Here is an 18,968-nt window from a genome sequence, read left to right as displayed (position 1 = left end):
TCCTGGTGGCCGATTTGCTTGTGAACTTCTAAAAGGAGCAGCAGATGAAGCTTCTTCACTGTCTCACGGTAATGTGCATTCTAACGGGGACCTGCCGCGCTCAGGTGCCTGAATATTACCAGACCATCAACCGGGTCACGTGGGTCTCTCAGAATATCGATGCGATTCTGCCTGCGTGGACTGCGCTCGGAATGACCGACATCCACAAGTACGCGAATATCAAGGCCACTGGCAGTGACCACGGCAAGCCGGCAACCATCTACACCTGGCAGGTCACTGGACGGCTCGGCAACCTGACCGTCAACTTCCTCCAGCCAGCTGAAGGCCAGCTGAATTCCTACAACGATTTCCTGGAAAAACATCAAGACGGCATCTTCTCTGTTGTCCATGAGGTCCCCACCAGGGCGGCGATGGATCAAGAGATTCAACGGATGGCCAGCCTCGGAATCGGTGTACTGCAACAGGTCACATTTGAAATCGCCCACACCCCAGTGACCTACACCTACTTCGACACTGAATCTCAGGGCAAATACGTACTTGGCCTCGTCTACTGGCCTGGCGAAGCGCCCCAGCCTTCGGAGCAACAAACCGTCTCCCACGTCGGTATAGTCGTTCGCGATGCCGCAGCGGTTTCAGCATTCTGGCAGAAGCTCGGCTTTCCCGGCTTCGCCCTGGAGCACGCTACGCCCCGCGACGATTCGCGCTATCGCGGCCAGCCGCTTCTTCTGGCGTTTGACGTGGGCTTCCAGCGGATCGGCTCCATCAGCTATGAGTGGATCCAGCCGCCCCCCATGCCAGCCAATATCTATGAGGACTTCCTCAAACGTCATGGCGAAGGCGTCCAGCACATTGGCATGCTTGTGGGTGATCTTCCCAAAGCAGCTGCCGCCTATGAAAAACTCGGCTTTCCCGTGTGGCAGGCCGGCGCATGGGGCGACATCGGAAAACATGACTCGGGGCAGTACAACTATATGGATACGGATAAAGTCGGCGGCGTGAGCGTCGAACTGATCCACGCCTACTGACGCCTAACCGTCCTCACTTATACCCGGAGCACCGGCCCATACATGCTGTTTATATGGAAGATGAGTGCTTTTGATCCCTCGGCATCGACGATCGGCCAGGTAAAAGTTCCCTTCAAAAAGTAGTTGCACGTTGCCCCGCTTCGGGTACATGCTTATTAAATCTTAGTAAGTAAGTTTATAAAATCCCCTGGACCGTTCGTTTTTGCTGTCGCAATCCTTCCAACGAGGTAATTCAAATGAAACGACTGACGTCATGTAGATTTACGGTTGCATTGGCTTTTCTGCTGGCCCTCTTCTCCCCAGGAAGCAGCTATGCACAAAGCACGAACTCCGGTGACATTCGTGGAACAGTGACCGATTCTTCTGGCGCCGTGATTCCCGGCGCCACCGTCACCGTTCTCAATACCAACACCGGCGTGTCCAAGGATTACAGCACCGATCAGGCCGGACTCTATGACACTTCCTCGATCGTCACCGGCTCGTACACCGTCACCGTCTCCAAAGAGGGCTTCAGCAAGACCATTCGCGGTCCCATCACCTTGCAGGTTGGGACAACCACAGTCAACATGCAGTTGAGCGTAGGCGGAGCCACGCAGCAGGTGGTCGTCAACACCAGCGACGTTCCACTCCTCAATACCGACTCCAGTGAGCAATCGACTACTCTCGATTCCCTCACCATGTCGCAGCTTCCGAATGTAGGCACCGATTGGGAAACGTTTGCGATCCTGCTGCCCGGCGCCCAGGGCAATACCCAGGGGACCTCTCTTTCCAACGGCTGGCAGGGCAGCAACAATCCTCAGCAGTTCGTTTCCGTCAATGGAAGCCTTCCCTATAGCGCCATCCTTGCCGACGGCGCAGTGACGACCTTACCATCGAGCGGCAACGCCGATGTCTCCATCTTCGAAACTGTTTCCGAACTCCAGGTCATCACCTCCAACTTCTCCGCGCAATACGGAATCGGCGGAGTCGTCTTTAACCAGATCAGCAAGGGCGGCACGAACCGGTTTCATGGCTCAGCCTATGAATACTTCCAGAATGACGCGCTGGACGCCGCCAACTATGGCTTCGGTACCCCCATCGCCGTCACTCCCATTCGGTACAACAATTTCGGGGGTTCGATCGGCGGTCCCATCCTCAAGAAGAAGATGTTCTTCTACTTCAATTTCGATAAGACCAACAACAACACCACCTACAACGGCTTCATCACCGTGCCCACGCAAGCCATGCGTAACGGCGATTTCACCGGCATGCCGACCCTCTACGACCCAACCTCGCAGACCGTCGTGAATGGCGTCGTCAGCCGCAAGTCGTTCGCCCAGGAAGGCTACGGGAACACCATTCCAGCCAACCTGATCGATCATGTGGCGAACGCGCTTCAGGTCTACTACCCGCTGCCGAATGCCACGCCTCAAAGTTTTTCTCAGGGAGTGCCGAACGCGAACTACTACTACACCGCTCCGGTGAAGCTCCCTTACACGAAGTACTTCGGGCGGCTCGATTACGACATCACCTCCAACAACCGACTGACCATGACCGACACCCAGCGTGACAATCCCACCTATAACGCAGGCATTGGCACTGCCTACTGCCCGATGGACTGCGTCGATGGCGACGTCGACAGCAATGCCGCCCAAATCTCCGACGTCTGGAACATTAGCCCGACGACGATCAATGAAGCGCGCATGGGCTTCACCTCGGAACTGAACTACTACATCCCTGAGTCTCTGAACAAGGGCATCCCCCAGCAACTCGGCTGGCAGTTTGCCAAAGCCGACCTCTTCCCGACCCTCAGCCTCGCCGGGGCTTGTTGCTATGGGCTGAACTCCGGCTTCCAGGTCTTCCAAAAAGAATTCGTCTACGATCCGTCAGACGTCGTCACCATGATCCGCGGCAAGCACATCATCCACTTCGGCGGAGAATTCCTGATGTGGCAGGCCAATCAGGCAAACGGCAACAAATTCAATCCAGGCTCCTTTACCTTTACCGGCGCCTACACTCAGTCCACTGTCGGCGACAGCACGACGGGCCTGGCCTACGGGGACTTTCTCCTCGGCCAGGTGAACGCCTGGAACGCGAGCGTGCAGCCTGAATCCGGCGCGCGGTTGAAGATGCCACAGATGTTCATCCAGGACGATATCAAGGTGCGGCCGAACTTCACCCTCAACCTCGGCATCCGCTATCAGATCTTCCACGGATGGAACGAAGTCAAGAACAACATCGCCGCCTTCGATCCTGAGGTCTTTAATATTGGGTCGGGAACTAACGGAGGTATCTGGTATGCCTCCACCGGCGCACATGGGCGCAGGTCGCTCCAGGCAGATGTCCTCGGAACCGTTCTGCCCCGTGTCGGCTTCAACTGGGCGCCTGATCCCTCAACTACCCTGCGCGGCGGATTTGGTGTTTATTCCTATGACTGGAGCACCAACGTATACGGCGGCGGTCTTGGCAACGCCTACATCACCCAGGGGAGTGCAACCGACCAGACGAATGGCATCACGCCCGTTGTGACCCTTTCATCCACGGGCACCAACCTTCCCTACGTTCCACCCACCACCGACCCTACCGCGCTCAATGGGCAGGGCGTGACCTACAACCAGTATCACACTCCGGTTCCGAAGATTTATCAGTGGAACTTCGCCATCCAACGTACGGTGGGCAGCAACATGGTAGCGGAAATGGCCTACGTGGGCAGCCATGGCTTCAACCTCAGCTTCCCGGTCGATATCAATCAGGTCCCAGAGAATTTGCTGGCGCCCGATGACAGCCCCAACTCGCGCCCCTATCCTGTTTACGAGAGCATCAGTGGCAGCACCAACAATGCCATTTCCAACTACAACTCGCTGCAGGCCGCGATCACCAAGCGCCTGACCTCCGGCCTCAGCTTCAACTTCAACTACGTCTGGTCACACTTCCTTGACGATCAGGATTCCGCCGCAGAAGGCGGAATCGGCGGAACGCAAATCTACCAGAACTCCTACAAACCGTCCGCAAACTATGGATCGTCGAACTTCGATGCCCGCAATGCTTTTAAGGGCAACGTCGTCTACCAACTGCCCATCGGCAAAGGCAAGATGCTTCTCAACCATGACGGGCTGATCGATGAGGTCGTTGGCGGATGGCAGGTCTCCGCCACCATGATCTTCAATTCGGGCAATCCGTATACGCCCTACATCAGTGGCTCCAACAACTCCTATTCCCAAGCCGGAAGCTGGTATCCAAATGTGATCGGCAATCCCCAGCCTCTTCACCGAACCATACAAAACTGGTATGACCCCTCGGCCTTCGCCCTTCCCGCGAATGGCACCTTTGGTGACATGCGCAGAAATAGCCTCGTGGGTCCTGGCCTGAGCGTTGTCAATCTCTCGGCGGGAAAAACCTTCACCCTCCGCGAAGGCGTCCAGCTCCAGATTCGCGCTGACAGCACCAATGCCTTCAATCACCCGAGCTTCGGCCCACCAAACCAGGCACTGGTTCCCGACAGCAGCCCGGGTCCAGGCGGAATCACCACCTTCTCGCAGACCGGAACCAGCATTTCACAGGTAACCGTAGGCGGACGCACCATGCAGTTGAACGCACGTCTTTCCTTCTGACCCTGTACCCAACGCAAAACGCAGAGCCTGCTATGGATCCGTCCATAGCAGGCTTTTCTCTTGCATGCGTCAAAGCCAAAGCACGCCCAGACCCCACATCGACTCACTCCTGCGACTTGCGAACGGTTTCAACATTCATAGGAGGCGCAGTCCGAACCTGACGATTCGCCGTCGATCTTCGCGCCCCTCGATGACCTCCGGCTCTCCGTGAGTGGGCACCACCTTCAATCGTCCAGCGGATTGACGAAGATCGCCTCATCTTAATTTCCGCCCGTGCTACGGAACCCTAACGTGCAAAATTCACTTGAATCCTGTAAATCGTGCCATGCACAACCCATGACTCTCGCTCGAATGTGACTTAAGTGACGTTGTCGAGCCGCATAAATCGCCCACGCAAGCTTTGTAACCTGGATCATCTTCGTGGCGGGTCGTTATGGCAAAACTAACCGTTAATCTGCCGTTAACTCTGCCGGCGCACAGCTTGCAAGCCATTCGCTATAATTTGGCCGTCCAGCCATTAGGAGATCGCGGAGATGTCTTCAACGTATTCAGAACCTCGTGTCAAAGAGGACGAAGAGAGAAGCGAACTGCAAGCCGTTTTACAATCCGGGATTCTGAAGCGGGCGCCTAACCTTCAGCATTTTTTAGAATTTGTGGCGGAAGAGTATTTTGCAGGAACGGCCGATCAGGTGAAGGAGTACAGCATTGCGGTGCAGGCCCTTCATCGTCCCGAGAAGTTCGATCCTCAATCCGACACCATTGTCCGCGTCACCGCGCATGCGCTGCGAAAAAAGCTGGAGCAGTATTACGCGACCGATGGGGCCGCTCACGAAGTGCAAATTCAGCTTCCAGCCGGCAAATACGTCCTGCAGTTCGTGCGTAAAGAACCGGAGCTGCCGATTGTGCAGCCATCCGTCACCTTCGGGCCGCCCGACGTCATCCAGGAAACTGCGCCGGTAGCCGATCGCAAATCGGGAGTGTGGGTGGCCTTCGCCATAGTTCTGGTGGTCCTTCTCGCTGGCTCCGTCATTATCTTCTTCCTCAAGCAGCGGCAGGCCCTGCCCCCATCGAAAGCCGCCAGCGCCTCAGTCGTCAGTGAAGCGGATTCCCTGATGCGCATCCGCTTTGGCAGCAGCACCACCCCCTACGTCGATGCTGCCGGCCAGTCATGGATCAACGAACACTACTGCAAAGGCGGGACCACCTTCAATCACTCCGGTCACGATATCCAAGGCACCGACGACCTGGCCATCTTTCGCGAAGGACGTAAAGGCAAGTTCCAATGCAGGATCCCCGTTGCGCCAGGAATCTATAAACTGCAACTGCTCTTCGCCGACACCGCGGGAGATAAAGTCGGAGCGGGTCAGGTGGATTACACGATCAATGACCGCATCTCCGAAGCCTTGGATGTCGTCGACGAAGCCGGTGGTAGCGATATCGCGCTCGGCAAAGTCTACGAGGGCATTCGGCCGATGAGCGACGGCACGATCCATCTTGATTTCAGATCGGAAGACGCTTTTGCCAACGCCCTCGAGCTCACCCGGACCGATTCCGAGGTTGGACCGCCTCTCCGGATGCTCGCTGGTCCCGCCGTTTTCCACGACGACAGCGGTAATGTCTGGCTGCCCGAGCGTTTCTTCCTCGGCGGAAGACGTGCCTCTCACTCAGATACTCTTCCTAAAATCGCCAATGCCGGCCTTTACGGCTGGGAGCGTTATGGACATTTCCGCTACATGCTGCCCGTCGTCCCCGGCAGAGAGTACACCGTTCGCATGTACTTCTTTGAAGAATGGTTCGGTGCAAAAAACGGCGGCCCAGGCGGCGTCGGCAGTCGCGTCTTCGATGTCTACTGCAACGGAATGACCCTGCTGACCAATTTCGATATCTCGAAAGAATCGAGTAGCGGCACCATTACCATGACCATCCGCCATGTGAAACCAACCGCGCATGGGACGTTGGAGCTGAACTTCACGCCCGTCACGAACTATCCGCTCGTGAACGCGATAGAAGTAGATCCGGAAGGCTGATTTTCGCGGGCCGGAACGCGCTTCGGCCACTAGCAAGCAGGCGTTATGGCTGGGAACCGAGCGTTATAGTTGGGAAGCTACCGTTTTAGGAGGATGAATGCGAGACCCGAAAGCCATTATTGAGCAGGCGTACTCCGCATTCAACAAGCGGGACATCGACGGTGCACTAGCGCTGATGACCGAGAACGTGAGTTGGCCCAAGGCTTCGGAGGGCGGCAAGGTCGTCGGAAAAGAAGAGATCCGCGCCTATTGGACTCGACAGTGGGGTGAGTTCGATCCCCATGTCGAACCGCTCGCTATGACCGCGGAAGACGGAGGCAAGACCCGCGTCCGGGTGCACCAGCTCGTCAAGAGCCTCGCGGGGGATGTTCTTTCGGACAGCGAGGTTCTTCACGTGTTTACCATGAAGAGCGATCTCATCGCAGCCATGGATCTCGGCGATGAGGCCGCCTCAAGCGCTGGTCCCTCCGCCGCATTCGCACATAGAGCCTGACTGGCCATCCCCGGTGAGTGTTAGAGTAAGCCGGCCGCTCTGGCAAGGTATCAGGCCAGAGCGGCCGTGCAAAGCAACGGCCCCGCGCCTTCAACTCCCGGAAGTGCATCCATCGCTGCTTTCGAATGCGCTCCACTACTGGCCTTGTTGCACTTCCTTCGTGATCGCGTCTGCCGCGTTGCCGGCCACGACCCAGCTTGCCGACCCCGCAACCACAGCTTCATCCTCGAACCAGAGGAACCCGAAGTCGTCGATGCACTCCGGAAAGTCCGGCTTGATGATGATGTAGCCCGGAATCACGGCGCCCGGAATGTAGGCGTTATCGGCGCGGTTGTTGCTGTAGGTCTTCGTCTTCGAGACCGTTCCGACGCCAGCTACATACGAAGTGCTGGACACCGGATGCGTGCCGAGAATGTAATTCACGGCGCGAAGCGTATATTCGGGACCCACAAGATCCGGAAACGCCTTGTGCAGGAAGTACATCCGGATGGCCATGTCCACCACCGCGCCTGAGCCACCCCAGGTGCCTAGGCTGGGTGGCACGCCGAACGGAGTGGCGTCCAGCTGCTTGTCCACACCCGCCATATAGGTCTTCACCGCCTCCCGCATCTGATCCTTCGCGCCCGCATCCAGGTAAGGCAATGCCCTCACTGCCATCCAACCTCGCGAGTCCATCTGCTGCGGCGTGATCATCTGAGGAAACAACTCTTTCAAACGCGACTTATAGGGTTCGGCGCCGTTGGTGGCAATCGTTAATTCCAGAGCCGCAGCCCATTCCGGTGCAACGCCAAAACGCCCGAAGCCGGGCGGAGCAGCAGGTGCGCCAGGCGTCGCAGCATTTGTCGTCGCAGGATTTGGCGCCGCAGAATTTGCCCCACCCGAACTTGCCGGCGCGCCGGAGTTGCTCTGCCCGTTGTGACCGCCTCGAGCGCCCGACACCGATCCCTGAGACGCCGCCAGCACGCCACCGGTAGCTCCCGCCGGGGCGCCCCCAAAGCCGCTCGCCGGATACGGTGTTGGGTGTGCCTTCTCATCGTTCCACGCCTTGATTGCGGTATCCAGGCAATCTTTGGCTAATGCGTTGTCATAGCCCTTCAGCACATCGGACGCCGCAGCCAGCGCCGCGATGGCGTTCCATTGAAAAAATGGGTTCGTGGTCGAGAAAATCCAGCGGTCATCCGGCTTGCCGGAGTAGTCGCCCTTCACTTCGTTCGGGCCGAGTTTCGGATCATAGATGCGGCCGTCGGTCTTTGAGGCCGCATCGCCCAGGTGCGTATATTGGCGCAGGTCCGGTTCGTGAGTGCCGCGAATCGAGTGGCCTATATTGTGGAACTGCGCCAGGATGAGCACTGCGCCATGCTTGACTTGCTCGACCGTATCCGGCACGCCATCGGGACGGTGCATTTCCACCTCGCGCGTGGTTTCATCCACCGTAAGCTCGTCATACTTGAGATTGAACTCGCGATATGCCAGGGCCAGGCTCTGAATTACGTTCAGTTGAGCAGGCTCCTCAAGGTCATAGTCGCCGGCGTCATACCAGCCGCCCACATTCATCCCGGGAATGTGATCGCCGCCTTTGTACTTCCCGTCGGTTGCCGTAGCCTGGTTCCAGCCGTCGAACTGCTCCCCGACCACTGGGGCAAGGCGGCCATCATCCAGGTGCGAAGCCGCGTGCCACACGCGGTAAGCTTCGCGAACCGAGACGTGGTCCATCTGCTCCGCAAGGTGATGGTCCAGGCTGTCCTGCCAGGTGTTCGCGTAAGCATCCTTGGAGATAGGGAAGGGCGCCGTCCGCTGGTCAGCGTACTCGATGACATATAGGCCAGGGTCTTTGACCGGGGTGAAATCGAATTTCGAATACACGTAGCGCAGCCACGGCGTTGAAGGCGTGATCGGCCCTTCGAAGACCTGCTTGTACGATCCGTCCTCCATCAGGCGCAACACTTTGGCCGTCTGCGGGCCGTTGTACTTCGGGTCGAGTTCAAGTACCGCCACTTTGGAGAAATCCGGCGCATAACCCACCTGGCTGTGCGCAATCATCGGCGGCCGCGTCCAATTCGGAATCACATCCGGCCGGATGTGCCATACGATGGCCCCAGTGGTCTTGCCCGCGGGGATCAGCGAACGCAGCACAAACCAGCCGTTCTGCGCGCGGTCTCGTCCATCGAACAGCATGAGGTCAGCTGTCTCCGACTGAACGTTGACCCGGGCCAGCGCGTCGTCTACGCCCAGGGTGATGCTCTTGCCCTCGGCGAACGGCAGCGGCTGAGTGTATCCCTTGGCCTTGTCCCAGTCTTCCAGGTAATACGCCTTCTTCGGTTCATCCGCCAGCGGCATCACCTTCACCATCGGATCGTCAGGCGTCCGCGGAAAGATCCCGGCTTTGCTTCCGTCCACCAGGTAAGCTTTGCCCATATAGATCGAGGGCAGGAACTCCAGGTTGAAGCCAGCTCGCCCGGCCAGTTTTTCAGGTAGCGGCTTGTCGAGATTGATGCTGACCTTGACGCCGCCTGGCTCCGCCGCTACCTCCAGGGTGTAGCTCAGATCGAACGTCGGAAAAGCCAGGTTGGCGGTGAGCCGGTTGTTCGTTTTATCGGCCTCGCGCCCCTTGAGGGTCGCCACCAGGTCCCACTGCTCAGGCGTCGGCATCAGGCGCACGTCGCCGTTCGTGGCGATGCGCTGGCCGTGGAGAATCATCTCCATGGCCGTATTCTTTTGATCTACGAAAACCGGATGGTACGTGCTGTCGTAAAGGAACACGCTGAAACCTTGAGTATCCAGGTAATTCTTGTCGTTCACCCTCATGGAAAAGTCAGCGCCGAACAGGCTCAGGCCGGAGGTCAGGGCCAACAAGAGACACACTCTGATTAGGGTGAACATAGATGGGTTAAAGTGCTCCTTTGCCTCAACATACCATGACATGCGCAACCTCTGATTCCTCAGCCCGGCGATTTGCGCACCCCCGCTCAACGATGAGTACCACCGCCGCGCGCGTCATCACGTAGATCTTGGCCGATGCCAATACACCATCTTCTCGGCCATATAGCAATGGGCATTTGAGGAAGACATTTCTCGCGAGGCCAGGGACGCGCCCGCCCCTGTAAAGACTGATCAAGTCACCCTCGAAAGTAACCTGATCCAGTGTTATTAACGCTTCCGTTAACACATTAACGGTCGTGAATGCCCGGCCAAACTCGAAAACCTGCCGAAACCATCTCCGGTGGTTTTTGGCACGCCTTCAAACCCCTTAGTTGTTAGGACCAAAAGACTTAATCTCTCCATAGCCCAGGATTATGCGCCTCACGCTGCGCGGTCCGGAGCGCTCTCTGCTCCCTGAGTCGCCTGCCGTTATCGGTGAATGAACGCCCACTCACTTGCCAGTGAAGCATCCCGGCGTCGAGTCTCGCGCCATTGCATTCTCCGCCCCTCAGCAGGGCTCAGTTCAAGATTGCTTGCAAAATGGAGCGCCCAATGTCTTTTTCAGAAATTCCGGTCGATGACAGCATTGTCCCCACAACCACCGCAAAGCCTTCCAATGCCACCCCCAATCCTCAGGATGCCAGCCTCCTGAGCTTGCCGCAGGAGAAACACACCTTTGACTGGCGTCGCTTAGGTATTGCGACGCTCTTCGTGGCAGCTTTCGCTCTCGTTGGACTGCTTTCCGGGACATCCAGCGCCAGCGGACAAAACAGCACGATCTTCGGTCCCAACGTCTACGTCTTCACCCCCAGCGATTCCGTCTCCTCGATCAACGCCACCCTGAACACCCTGAACGCCAACACTCAGTTCAGCACCAATCGCTACGCCGTCCTCTTCGCACCAGGCACCTATACCGGAGTTGAAGCCGAGGTAGGGTTCTACGAATCGGTCGCCGGTCTCGGCGAGACCCCTAGCGCCGTCACCATCAGCAACGGCTACCTCACTTCGAATCAGACCGACTCCAACGGCAACCTGACGACAAACTTCTGGCGATCCCTCGAGAACATGTCCATCACCCCTCCATCGGGAGATCTGCTGCAGTGGGGAGTCTCCCAGGGCGCCGACTTCCGGCGCATGTATGTCAACGGCGGCATGGAGCTCACCAACACCTACTGCGGGGAGGCCAGCGGCGGGTTCATCAGCGACTCTCAGGTCACCGGAAACGTCGGCTCCTGTTCTCAACAGCAGTGGTATACCCGCAACAGTTCAATCGGCAGCTGGTCGGGAAATCTCTGGAACATGGTCTTCTCCGGCGTCTCCGGCGCTCCGGCACAGAGCAACCCATTTGGCTCCGGCACCTCGTACACTGTGCTGCCCACAACTCCGGTAAGCCGCGAAAAGCCCTTTTTGTACATGGATAGCAGCGGCAACTATTGGGTGTTTTCGCCCTCGTCGAGAACCAGTTCCTCCGGTACGAGCTGGTCCAGCGGGGGCCTGGGCGCTGGCGCCTCGCTGGCCATCAGTTCGTTCTTCATCGCCACGCCCTCAAGCACCCTCTCCCAGATCAATGCCGCCCTGGCAGCAGGCAAGAACCTCATCCTGACTCCGGGAATTTACCAATACAGCGGTTCAATCAACGTAACCAATGCCAATACCGTCGTGCTCGGTCTCGGCTATGCGAATCTTGTCCCGCAATCCGGAACAGCCGCCATTTCCGTGGCAGACGTCGATGGAGTCCAGATCGCCGGCCTGCTCATCGATGCAGGTCCGGTCAACTCGCCTGTTTTGTTTGAGGCGGGTGTGGCCGGCGCATCCCGCGTAAGCCACGCCAGCAATCCCACCTCGATCAGCGACGTCTTCTTTCGAATTGGCGGGGCCGTTACCGGAACCGCAACCACCAGCCTCGAAATCGACAGCGACAACGTCATCCTGGACAACATCTGGGCATGGCGCGCCGACCACGGAAACGCCCCGACCGGGTGGACCATCAACGTCGGCGAGCACGGATTGGTGGTGAACGGAGACAACGTCACCGCCTTGGGTCTCGCCGTGGAGCACTATGAGCAAAATCAGGTCGTCTGGAACGGAGAGGGTGGCGAGACCATCTTCTACCAAAGTGAGATGCCCTACGACGTTCCCAGCCAGTCTGCATGGATGGACGGGAGTGTCGATGGCTATGCCTCCTACTACGTCTCTCCGTCGGTGACCTCTCACACCGCTTACGGGCTCGGCGTCTACTCCTTCTTCAACCAGGGCGTGAACATCATCGCCAACAGTGGCATCGCCGTCCCCGTCTCCGAAGGCGTGACCTTTCACGACGCCGTGACCGTCTTCCTCTCGGGCAGTGGTCAGATTACCTACACCATCGCATCAGACAGTCCAACCGTCGACAATGCCGGAACCACGGCGGATTCCGCCTCTTACATCAGCTATGTAACCTCCTATGGAGGCACCGCCGGGAGTTGCTCGGCCGTTCCCAGCGTACCCGGAAATCCCTCCGCCACCGCCACCTCCGCAAGCCAGATCAGTGTGGCCTGGGGCGCGAGCACGGCAGGATCATCCTGCTCGGTGAGCTATAGCGTCTACCGCAGCACGACCTCCGGCTTCACTCCATCGTCAGCCAACCAGATTGCCTCGAACCTTGCGACTGCGTCCTATGCCGATTCCGGCCTGGCCGCATCGACTACCTATCACTACGTCATCGAAGCCGCGGATGGAGCAGGCGCCTCGACAGCGTCTGCGCAGGCATCCGCCACCACTCCAGGCAGCGGAGGCGGCAAGTGCTCCGCAGTTCCATCCGCGCCAGCAGGAGTAACGGCAGCGGCCTCGTCCTCAAGCGCGATCGGAATATCCTGGTCACCAGTAACTCCTCCGGCTAACTGCTCCATCAGCGCATACAGCATCTATGGCAGCACTGCCAGCGGTTTCACGCCTTCGTCGAGCACTCTGCTATCGAATAGTGTGACCGGCACGAGTTACTCGAACACCGGACTTTCTGCTTCGACCACCTACTACTATGTCATCGAGGCCACCGATGCCGACGGCACATCGACGGCCTCAGCTCAGGCCAGTGCCGAGACCTCGGCGGCAACCTCCGGAACCGAGGTCGTGGCCATCAACTCCGGGGGTCCCGTGGTCAGCAACTCCGGCGGCGGCGATGCCTCCTTTGTCGCCGACAAAGACTTCACCGGCGGCGGCACGGCCGTCACCGCCAACACCATCACCACCGCGGGAGTCGCCAACGCCGCACCCACGGCCGTCTATCAGACGGAACGCTCCGGGCAAATCACCTATACCATCCCCGGCCTCACTGCCGGCGCCTCTTACACCGTGTTGCTGCACTTCGCCGAGTTCTACTGGACGGCAGCTGGCAAGCGGGTCTTCAATGTCAGCATCAATGGCACCAGCGTCTTGAGCAACTTCGACATCTATGCTCTCGTCGGACCAAATAAGGCGCTCGTCGAGCAGTTTACCGCCACCGCCAACAGCAGCGGCCAGATCGTCATTGCCTACACCAATGGCACGGCCGACCAGCCGAAGTCGAGCGGCATCGAAATCAAAAGCTCCTCTGCCGCGACCTGCAGCACAGTTCCCGGCTCGCCAACCGGGCTTACAGCAACAGCAACCTCCTCTAGCGCCATAGGATTGACCTGGACAGCCGTAACCCCTCCCGCCAACTGCTCCATCAGCGCTTACAAAGTCTACGGCAGCACCACCAGCGGTTTCACTCCGTCAACAAGCAACCTCTTAGCATCGGTATCCAACGGCACCGCCTATTCAAACACCGGCTTGGCAGCATCGACTACTTACTACTACGTCGTTGAAGCCGTCGACGCCGACGGCACTTCCGCCGCCTCAAATCAAGCCAGCGCCAAGACCGCAGCCGCTACCTGCAGCGCAGTTCCCGCCGCGCCCACAGGCCTGACAGCGACCGCATCCTCCTCGAGCGTAATCAGCTTAAGTTGGGCAGCCGTAACTCCACCCGCTAACTGCTCCGTTAGCTCCTACAAGGTCTACGGCAGCACCACCAGCGGATTCACCCCATCCTCAAGCAATCTGCTGTCCGGCACTGTCACCGGCACAAGTTATAGCAACACTGGGCTGGCAGCCTCGACTACCTACTACTACGTCGTAGACGCAGCCGACGCCGACGGCACTTCCGCCGCCTCGACGCAGGCTGCCGCGACGACCCAGGCTGCCTCCGGCGCGGAGATCGTCGCCATCGCCGCCGGCGGGCCTGCAGAAAGCAACTCAACTGGCGGAGACTACGCCTTTGTCGCTGACCAGGACTTCAGTGGCGGCGGCGACAATCAAGTCAGTACCGCCGCCATCAACCTGACCCAGCCGGGCGCTAACGCAGCGCCGATGGCAGTCTATCAACACGCGCGCGCCGGGACCTCAACCTACACGATACCGGGGCTTACGTCGGGCGCCCAGTACACCGTTCTGCTGCATTTTGCAGAGACCTATTTCACTGCGGCAGGAGATCGCGTCTTCAATGTGGCGATCAATGGTACCTCGGTGCTGAGTAACTTCGATATCTACGCCACAGTTGGCGTCAACGCCGCACTGGTCAAGCAATTTACCGCCACCGCCAACAGCAGTGGCGACATCGTGATCGCTTTCACCAACGGCACCGCTAATCAACCCATCGTCAGCGGAATCGAAATTCGTTAAGACTACTGAACTCACCTGGACCGACGACTCACAAACTCTCGGTCCAGGCGAGATCCCGTCGAGACGATTCCCTCTTCACTTCTCAGCACAGTACTTCAAGGAGCTTTTTGTGAATCAGCGCATCTTCCAAAGTCGCAGCGGGGCATACTCCGGTCAGTCGGCGCTACAGATCGTAACGGGCCTTATCAAATTCGTCGCCCGCAGCCAGCATGCAGCTATCGTCCTTGCGGCCACTTGTGTTCTGTGCACAACTTCTCTGCACGCCCAGTGGACCCAGGTGTGGGGCGGCAACTTTCCCGGCGCAGCCGGCGCCACCTATAACCACTCCCAATGGTGGAACGACGTTCAGCCCACAGCAGTATGGGGTGATGGGACCATACAAAACACCAGCGACAGCTTGTCCAATGTCTATCTCGACGGCAATGGCGACCTGGTGATCGCCATGACCTACAACCCCAACAACGCCGTCCCATACACCTCGGCAAGACTGACCAGCACCTATGCCGCGGGCCCTTACGGCAAAATCGATGCCAGAATTCAGAATCCATCCGCGCTCGGCATGGGAGCCGCCTTCTGGGCCCTGGGAGCCGATGCCTATCCAGCAGCCACCGGTCCCGGCTCATCCCACCCCAGCACCAGTGGCGGCGTGCCTTGGCCATGGTGCGGCGAGTTGGACATGATGGAGATTCAAGCCAAAACGTCCAATCACAATGGTTCCACAATCCACGGTGGAGAGACAGATTCGCAAACCAGCTATGAGTACGGTGGTCTTAGCTCGGCGATTAACCTGACGGGAAACGCTACATTCGACAACGGCTTCCACGTCTTTACGACAGAGTGGTCGCCCTACACCATGACCTATCTTCTCGACGGTGTGCAATATGCGACCTATAACCTCGCGAACATTGGGGCTACCGATCAATGGGAGATGAATCAGCCAATCAACTTCATTCTCAGCTCCGGAATCGGCGGAAATGGCGGAACGCCAAACGGCCAGGGCTTCCCTTCGAACCTGGTCGTCAATTATGTTGATTATTCTCAGTGGGCTGCGGGGGCGCCAAGCCCCGTCACTGGCCTTACCGCCAAGGCTACCAACAGCAACGCAGTCAGTCTTAGCTGGAATGCCAGTTCTACTTCCGGGGTCTACTACGACATTTATGCCAGCACCACTGCCGGGGCAGCGCCCAGCCTGGCAACCCTCGTCGCGCAGAATGTTACCACAACATCCTATGTGCATACCGGTCTGCAGCCCAGCACGACCTACTATTACACCGTAGTCTCAGCTAACTTCGGCGGAGAATCCAGCGCAACCAACGCAACCGTGACCACTCAGGCGCCCGGTAATAGCACCGGGATGCAATTAAGCGCCGGAGGATACGCAGTCGGCACTTACATGAACTCCAACTTCGTTCTCGGCGGAAACACCAATTACCACTACAACGTCGGGCCTCCCTCCGGTCTCACCGCTGTCAACACCTCTCAGGTGACCAACCCCGCGCCGCAGGCCGTCTACAACACCGAACGCTGGGGCGCTGCCGCATGGACCATCACCGGCCTCACTCCACTCGCTGGCTATAACGTCCGCCTCCACTTTGTCGAGTTCGCCCACACCGCCGCAGGCCAGCGCAACTTCAACGTGTCGATCAACAGCGATCAAGTGTTGACGAACTTCGACATCTTCGCTGCTGCCGGCGCCGCAGATACCGCGATCGCCGAAGAGTTCTACACCACTGCGGATGAGAATGGGATCATCGAGTTACAGACCGCGCCTGGAACCACATCCGTTGCAGATCTCAATCCCACCATCAACGCGATCGAGATCATCCCCGCCACCGGTTCGAATCCCGTAGGCGCCGCCCCCGGAACCACCACCGACCTTGCGATCAACTCGGGTGGTCCCGCGGTCGGCAGCTTTGTCGCCGATGAAGACTTCAACGGCGGAGATGTAGCCACCAACACAAACACGATCACTCTCGGCGCCAACTCAGCTCCAGAGGCGGTCTATCAAGATCAACGCTACGTTCCCTTCACCTATGTGCTGACCGGAATGATTGCCGACGCGTCCTATACGGTCAAGCTGCACTTCGCCGAAACCTACTGGACCGCGGCCGGACAGCGCATCTTCAATGTTGTCATCAATGGAACTCCGGCCTTGACCGGGCTTGATGTCTTCAAAACTGCCGGAGGCGAAAATGTTGCCTACGATCCATCACTCGCCGCTAAGGCCGATAAGTATGGCCAGATCATCGTGCAATTCATTTACGGCGGTGCGGATCAGCCCTTCATCAATGGCATCGAGGCCATCCAGAGCGGCGGTGCTTCCTGCGGTGCCATCCCCTCAGCGCCCGCCGGATTATCAGCAAACGCATCCTCCTCCACCGCTATCAGTCTAAGTTGGAACGCAGTCACGCCTCCGGCTAACTGCTCGATCAATTCCTATAACGTATATCGCAGCACCACCAGCGGCTTCACCCCCTCTTCGGCCACGCTAATTGGCAAGGGGATCTCCGGCACGAGTTACTCGAGCACCGGGCTCTCAGCCGGCACCACTTACTACTATGTGGTGGAAGCCCTGGACGCAGACGGCTCGTCTGGACCATCGTCGCAAGCCAGCGCCACCACGCAGCCCACCGGTGGTGGAAGCTGCTCCGTGGCTCCTTCTGCGCCTACCGGCTTGGCCGCGACTGCGGCTTCGTCAAGCTCGATCGGCCTAAGCTGGACGGCAGTAGCTCCTCCCACAAACTGCACCATCACCTCCTACCGTGTTTATGGCAGCACGACGAGCGGTTTCACTCCGTCCTCGACCACGCTGCTATCGAATAGCGTGACCAGTACGAGTTACACCAACACCGGTCTGCTGGCATCCACCACCTACTATTACGTTGTTGAAGCCACCAATTCAGACGGCACCTCGGTTGCTTCTTCGCAAGCAAGCGCGAAAACCTCTGCTTCCTCTTCACCCGGTAGTGAGATCGTAGCCATCGCCTCCGGTGGTCCAGCGGTAAGTGACTCGGGCGGCGGCGATGCATCCTTCGTCGCCGATGAAGACTTTAGCGGCGGTGGAGGCGCCACCTCAGCTAACACCATCACCACAGCTGGAGTGGCCAACGCCGCCCCTGAAGCCGTATATCAATCCGAGCGCGCCGGAAGCTTCACCTACACCATTCCAGGTCTGACTGCCGGCAATCAGTACACGGTGCTCCTTCACTTCGCGGAGTTCTATTGGACCGCCGCCGGTAAGCGCGTCTTCAATGTGGCGATCAACGGAACGCCGGTGCTCAGCAACTTCGACATCTACGCCACTGTCGGAGCCAACAAGGCCCTCGTTGAGCAATTCACCGCCACTGCGAATAGCACCGGGCAGATCGACATTGCCTACACGCCGGGAGCCGCCGATCAACCGAAGTCAAGCGGCATCGAGATACGAAGCACCTCTGGAGGCAGTACTTGCAGCACACTTCCCTCAGCGCCTGCAGGGCTCACAGCCGCCGCAACTTCTTCAAGCTCGATAGGCTTGACCTGGACGGCCGATACCGCTCCGGAGAACTGCACCATCACTTCTTACAACGTCTACGGAAGTGCGACCAGCGGCTTCACTCCGTCTTCGTCGAATCTCATCGCGACAGTTACAAGCCCCAGCGACTCCATCACCGGACTCAGCGCCTCCAAAACCTACTACTACGTCGTAGAAGCCGTCGACGCGGATGGCAATTCTGCAGCGTCTACTCAAGTTAGCGCAACCACTCAACCGGCGGGCGATTTCATCGCCATTAACTCCGGAGGGCCGGCAGTTAGTAACTCTGGAGGAGGTGACGCGCCGTTTGCCGCTGACGAAGATTTCAGCGGCGGAGGCACCGATACCTCGGTCAACACCATCACTACCGCAGGCGTCGTCAATGCCGCGCCAGCAGCGGTCTATCAATCTGAACGTGCTGGCGCTTTCACCTACACCATCCCCGGTCTAGTTGCCGGCAGCACCCATACTGTTCTGCTGCACTTCTGCGAATACTACTTCACCGCATCCGGAGAGCGTGTCTTCAATGTCGCCATCAACGGAACACCGGTGCTTACCAACTTTGATATCTACGCCGCTGCTGGAGCCAACAAGGCGTTGGTTGAGCAGTTCTCAGCCACGGCTAACAGCAGCGGACAGATCGTCATCGCCTACACTACGGGTACTAAGGACCAACCTAAATCAAGCGGCATTGAAATCAGGTAAGTCAACTCAGCTTGAGCC

The 18,968-nt window shown here is 58.3% G+C and carries 7 protein-coding genes; 6 read left to right on the top strand and 1 reads right to left on the bottom strand.

Annotation, left to right across the window (positions count from 1 at the left end):
• Positions 1-44 precede the first annotated feature (44 nt).
• The 4 genes from ACPOL_RS14960 (at position 45) to ACPOL_RS14945 (ending at position 7,135) form a co-directional block, all read left to right on the top strand.
• Positions 45-1,025 (top strand): VOC family protein, encoded by a 981-nt coding sequence (locus tag ACPOL_RS14960; RefSeq protein ID WP_114207761.1) that lies wholly within the window; start codon positions 45-47, stop codon positions 1,023-1,025.
• Between the two features lie 236 nt (positions 1,026-1,261).
• Positions 1,262-4,615, top strand: coding sequence for a TonB-dependent receptor (locus ACPOL_RS14955; protein ID WP_114207760.1), 3,354 nt, complete (start codon positions 1,262-1,264; stop codon positions 4,613-4,615).
• A 533-nt stretch (positions 4,616-5,148) separates the two neighbouring features.
• Positions 5,149-6,642, top strand: a complete 1,494-nt coding sequence (locus ACPOL_RS14950) for a malectin domain-containing carbohydrate-binding protein (RefSeq protein WP_114207759.1) — start codon at positions 5,149-5,151, stop codon at positions 6,640-6,642.
• Between the two features lie 97 nt (positions 6,643-6,739).
• The gene (locus ACPOL_RS14945; RefSeq protein ID WP_114207758.1) at positions 6,740-7,135 is read left to right on the top strand and encodes a nuclear transport factor 2 family protein; all 396 of its coding nucleotides are present in this window, start codon (positions 6,740-6,742) and stop codon (positions 7,133-7,135) included.
• 135 nt (positions 7,136-7,270) lie between these two features.
• Here ACPOL_RS14945 and ACPOL_RS14940 read toward each other — a convergent pair whose 3' ends face one another.
• The gene (locus ACPOL_RS14940) at positions 7,271-10,057 is read right to left on the bottom strand and encodes a glycoside hydrolase family 9 protein (protein ID WP_236657485.1); all 2,787 of its coding nucleotides are present in this window, start codon (positions 10,055-10,057) and stop codon (positions 7,271-7,273) included.
• 549 nt (positions 10,058-10,606) lie between these two features.
• Between ACPOL_RS14940 and ACPOL_RS14930 the strand changes: the two genes are divergently transcribed.
• Both ACPOL_RS14930 and ACPOL_RS14925 read left to right on the top strand, forming a co-directional pair.
• Positions 10,607-14,731 carry a malectin domain-containing carbohydrate-binding protein gene (locus ACPOL_RS14930; protein WP_161557375.1) on the top strand — a complete coding sequence of 1,375 codons (4,125 nt, stop codon included), beginning with the start codon at positions 10,607-10,609 and terminating at the stop codon, positions 14,729-14,731.
• 109 nt (positions 14,732-14,840) lie between these two features.
• Positions 14,841-18,950, top strand: coding sequence for a malectin domain-containing carbohydrate-binding protein (locus ACPOL_RS14925; protein ID WP_114207754.1), 4,110 nt, complete (start codon positions 14,841-14,843; stop codon positions 18,948-18,950).
• Positions 18,951-18,968 lie beyond the last annotated feature (18 nt).

It is taken from the genome of Acidisarcina polymorpha (assembly GCF_003330725.1).
Taxonomy (GTDB): Bacteria; Acidobacteriota; Terriglobia; order Terriglobales; family Acidobacteriaceae; genus Acidisarcina; species Acidisarcina polymorpha.
This window is presented reverse-complemented; position numbering and strand designations above follow the sequence as displayed.

Bases quoted from the DNA above. Each gene is read 5' to 3' on its own strand.
- ACPOL_RS14930 (WP_161557375.1), top strand. From the start codon at position 10,607: ATGTCTTTTTCAGAAATTCCGGTCGATGACAGCATTGTCCCCACAACC.
- ACPOL_RS14945 (WP_114207758.1), top strand. From the start codon at position 6,740: ATGCGAGACCCGAAAGCCATTATTGAGCAGGCGTACTCCGCATTCAAC.
- ACPOL_RS14950 (WP_114207759.1), top strand. From the start codon at position 5,149: ATGTCTTCAACGTATTCAGAACCTCGTGTCAAAGAGGACGAAGAGAGA.
- ACPOL_RS14940 (WP_236657485.1), bottom strand. From the start codon at position 10,057: ATGTCATGGTATGTTGAGGCAAAGGAGCACTTTAACCCATCTATGTTC.
- ACPOL_RS14960 (WP_114207761.1), top strand. From the start codon at position 45: ATGAAGCTTCTTCACTGTCTCACGGTAATGTGCATTCTAACGGGGACC.
- ACPOL_RS14955 (WP_114207760.1), top strand. From the start codon at position 1,262: ATGAAACGACTGACGTCATGTAGATTTACGGTTGCATTGGCTTTTCTG.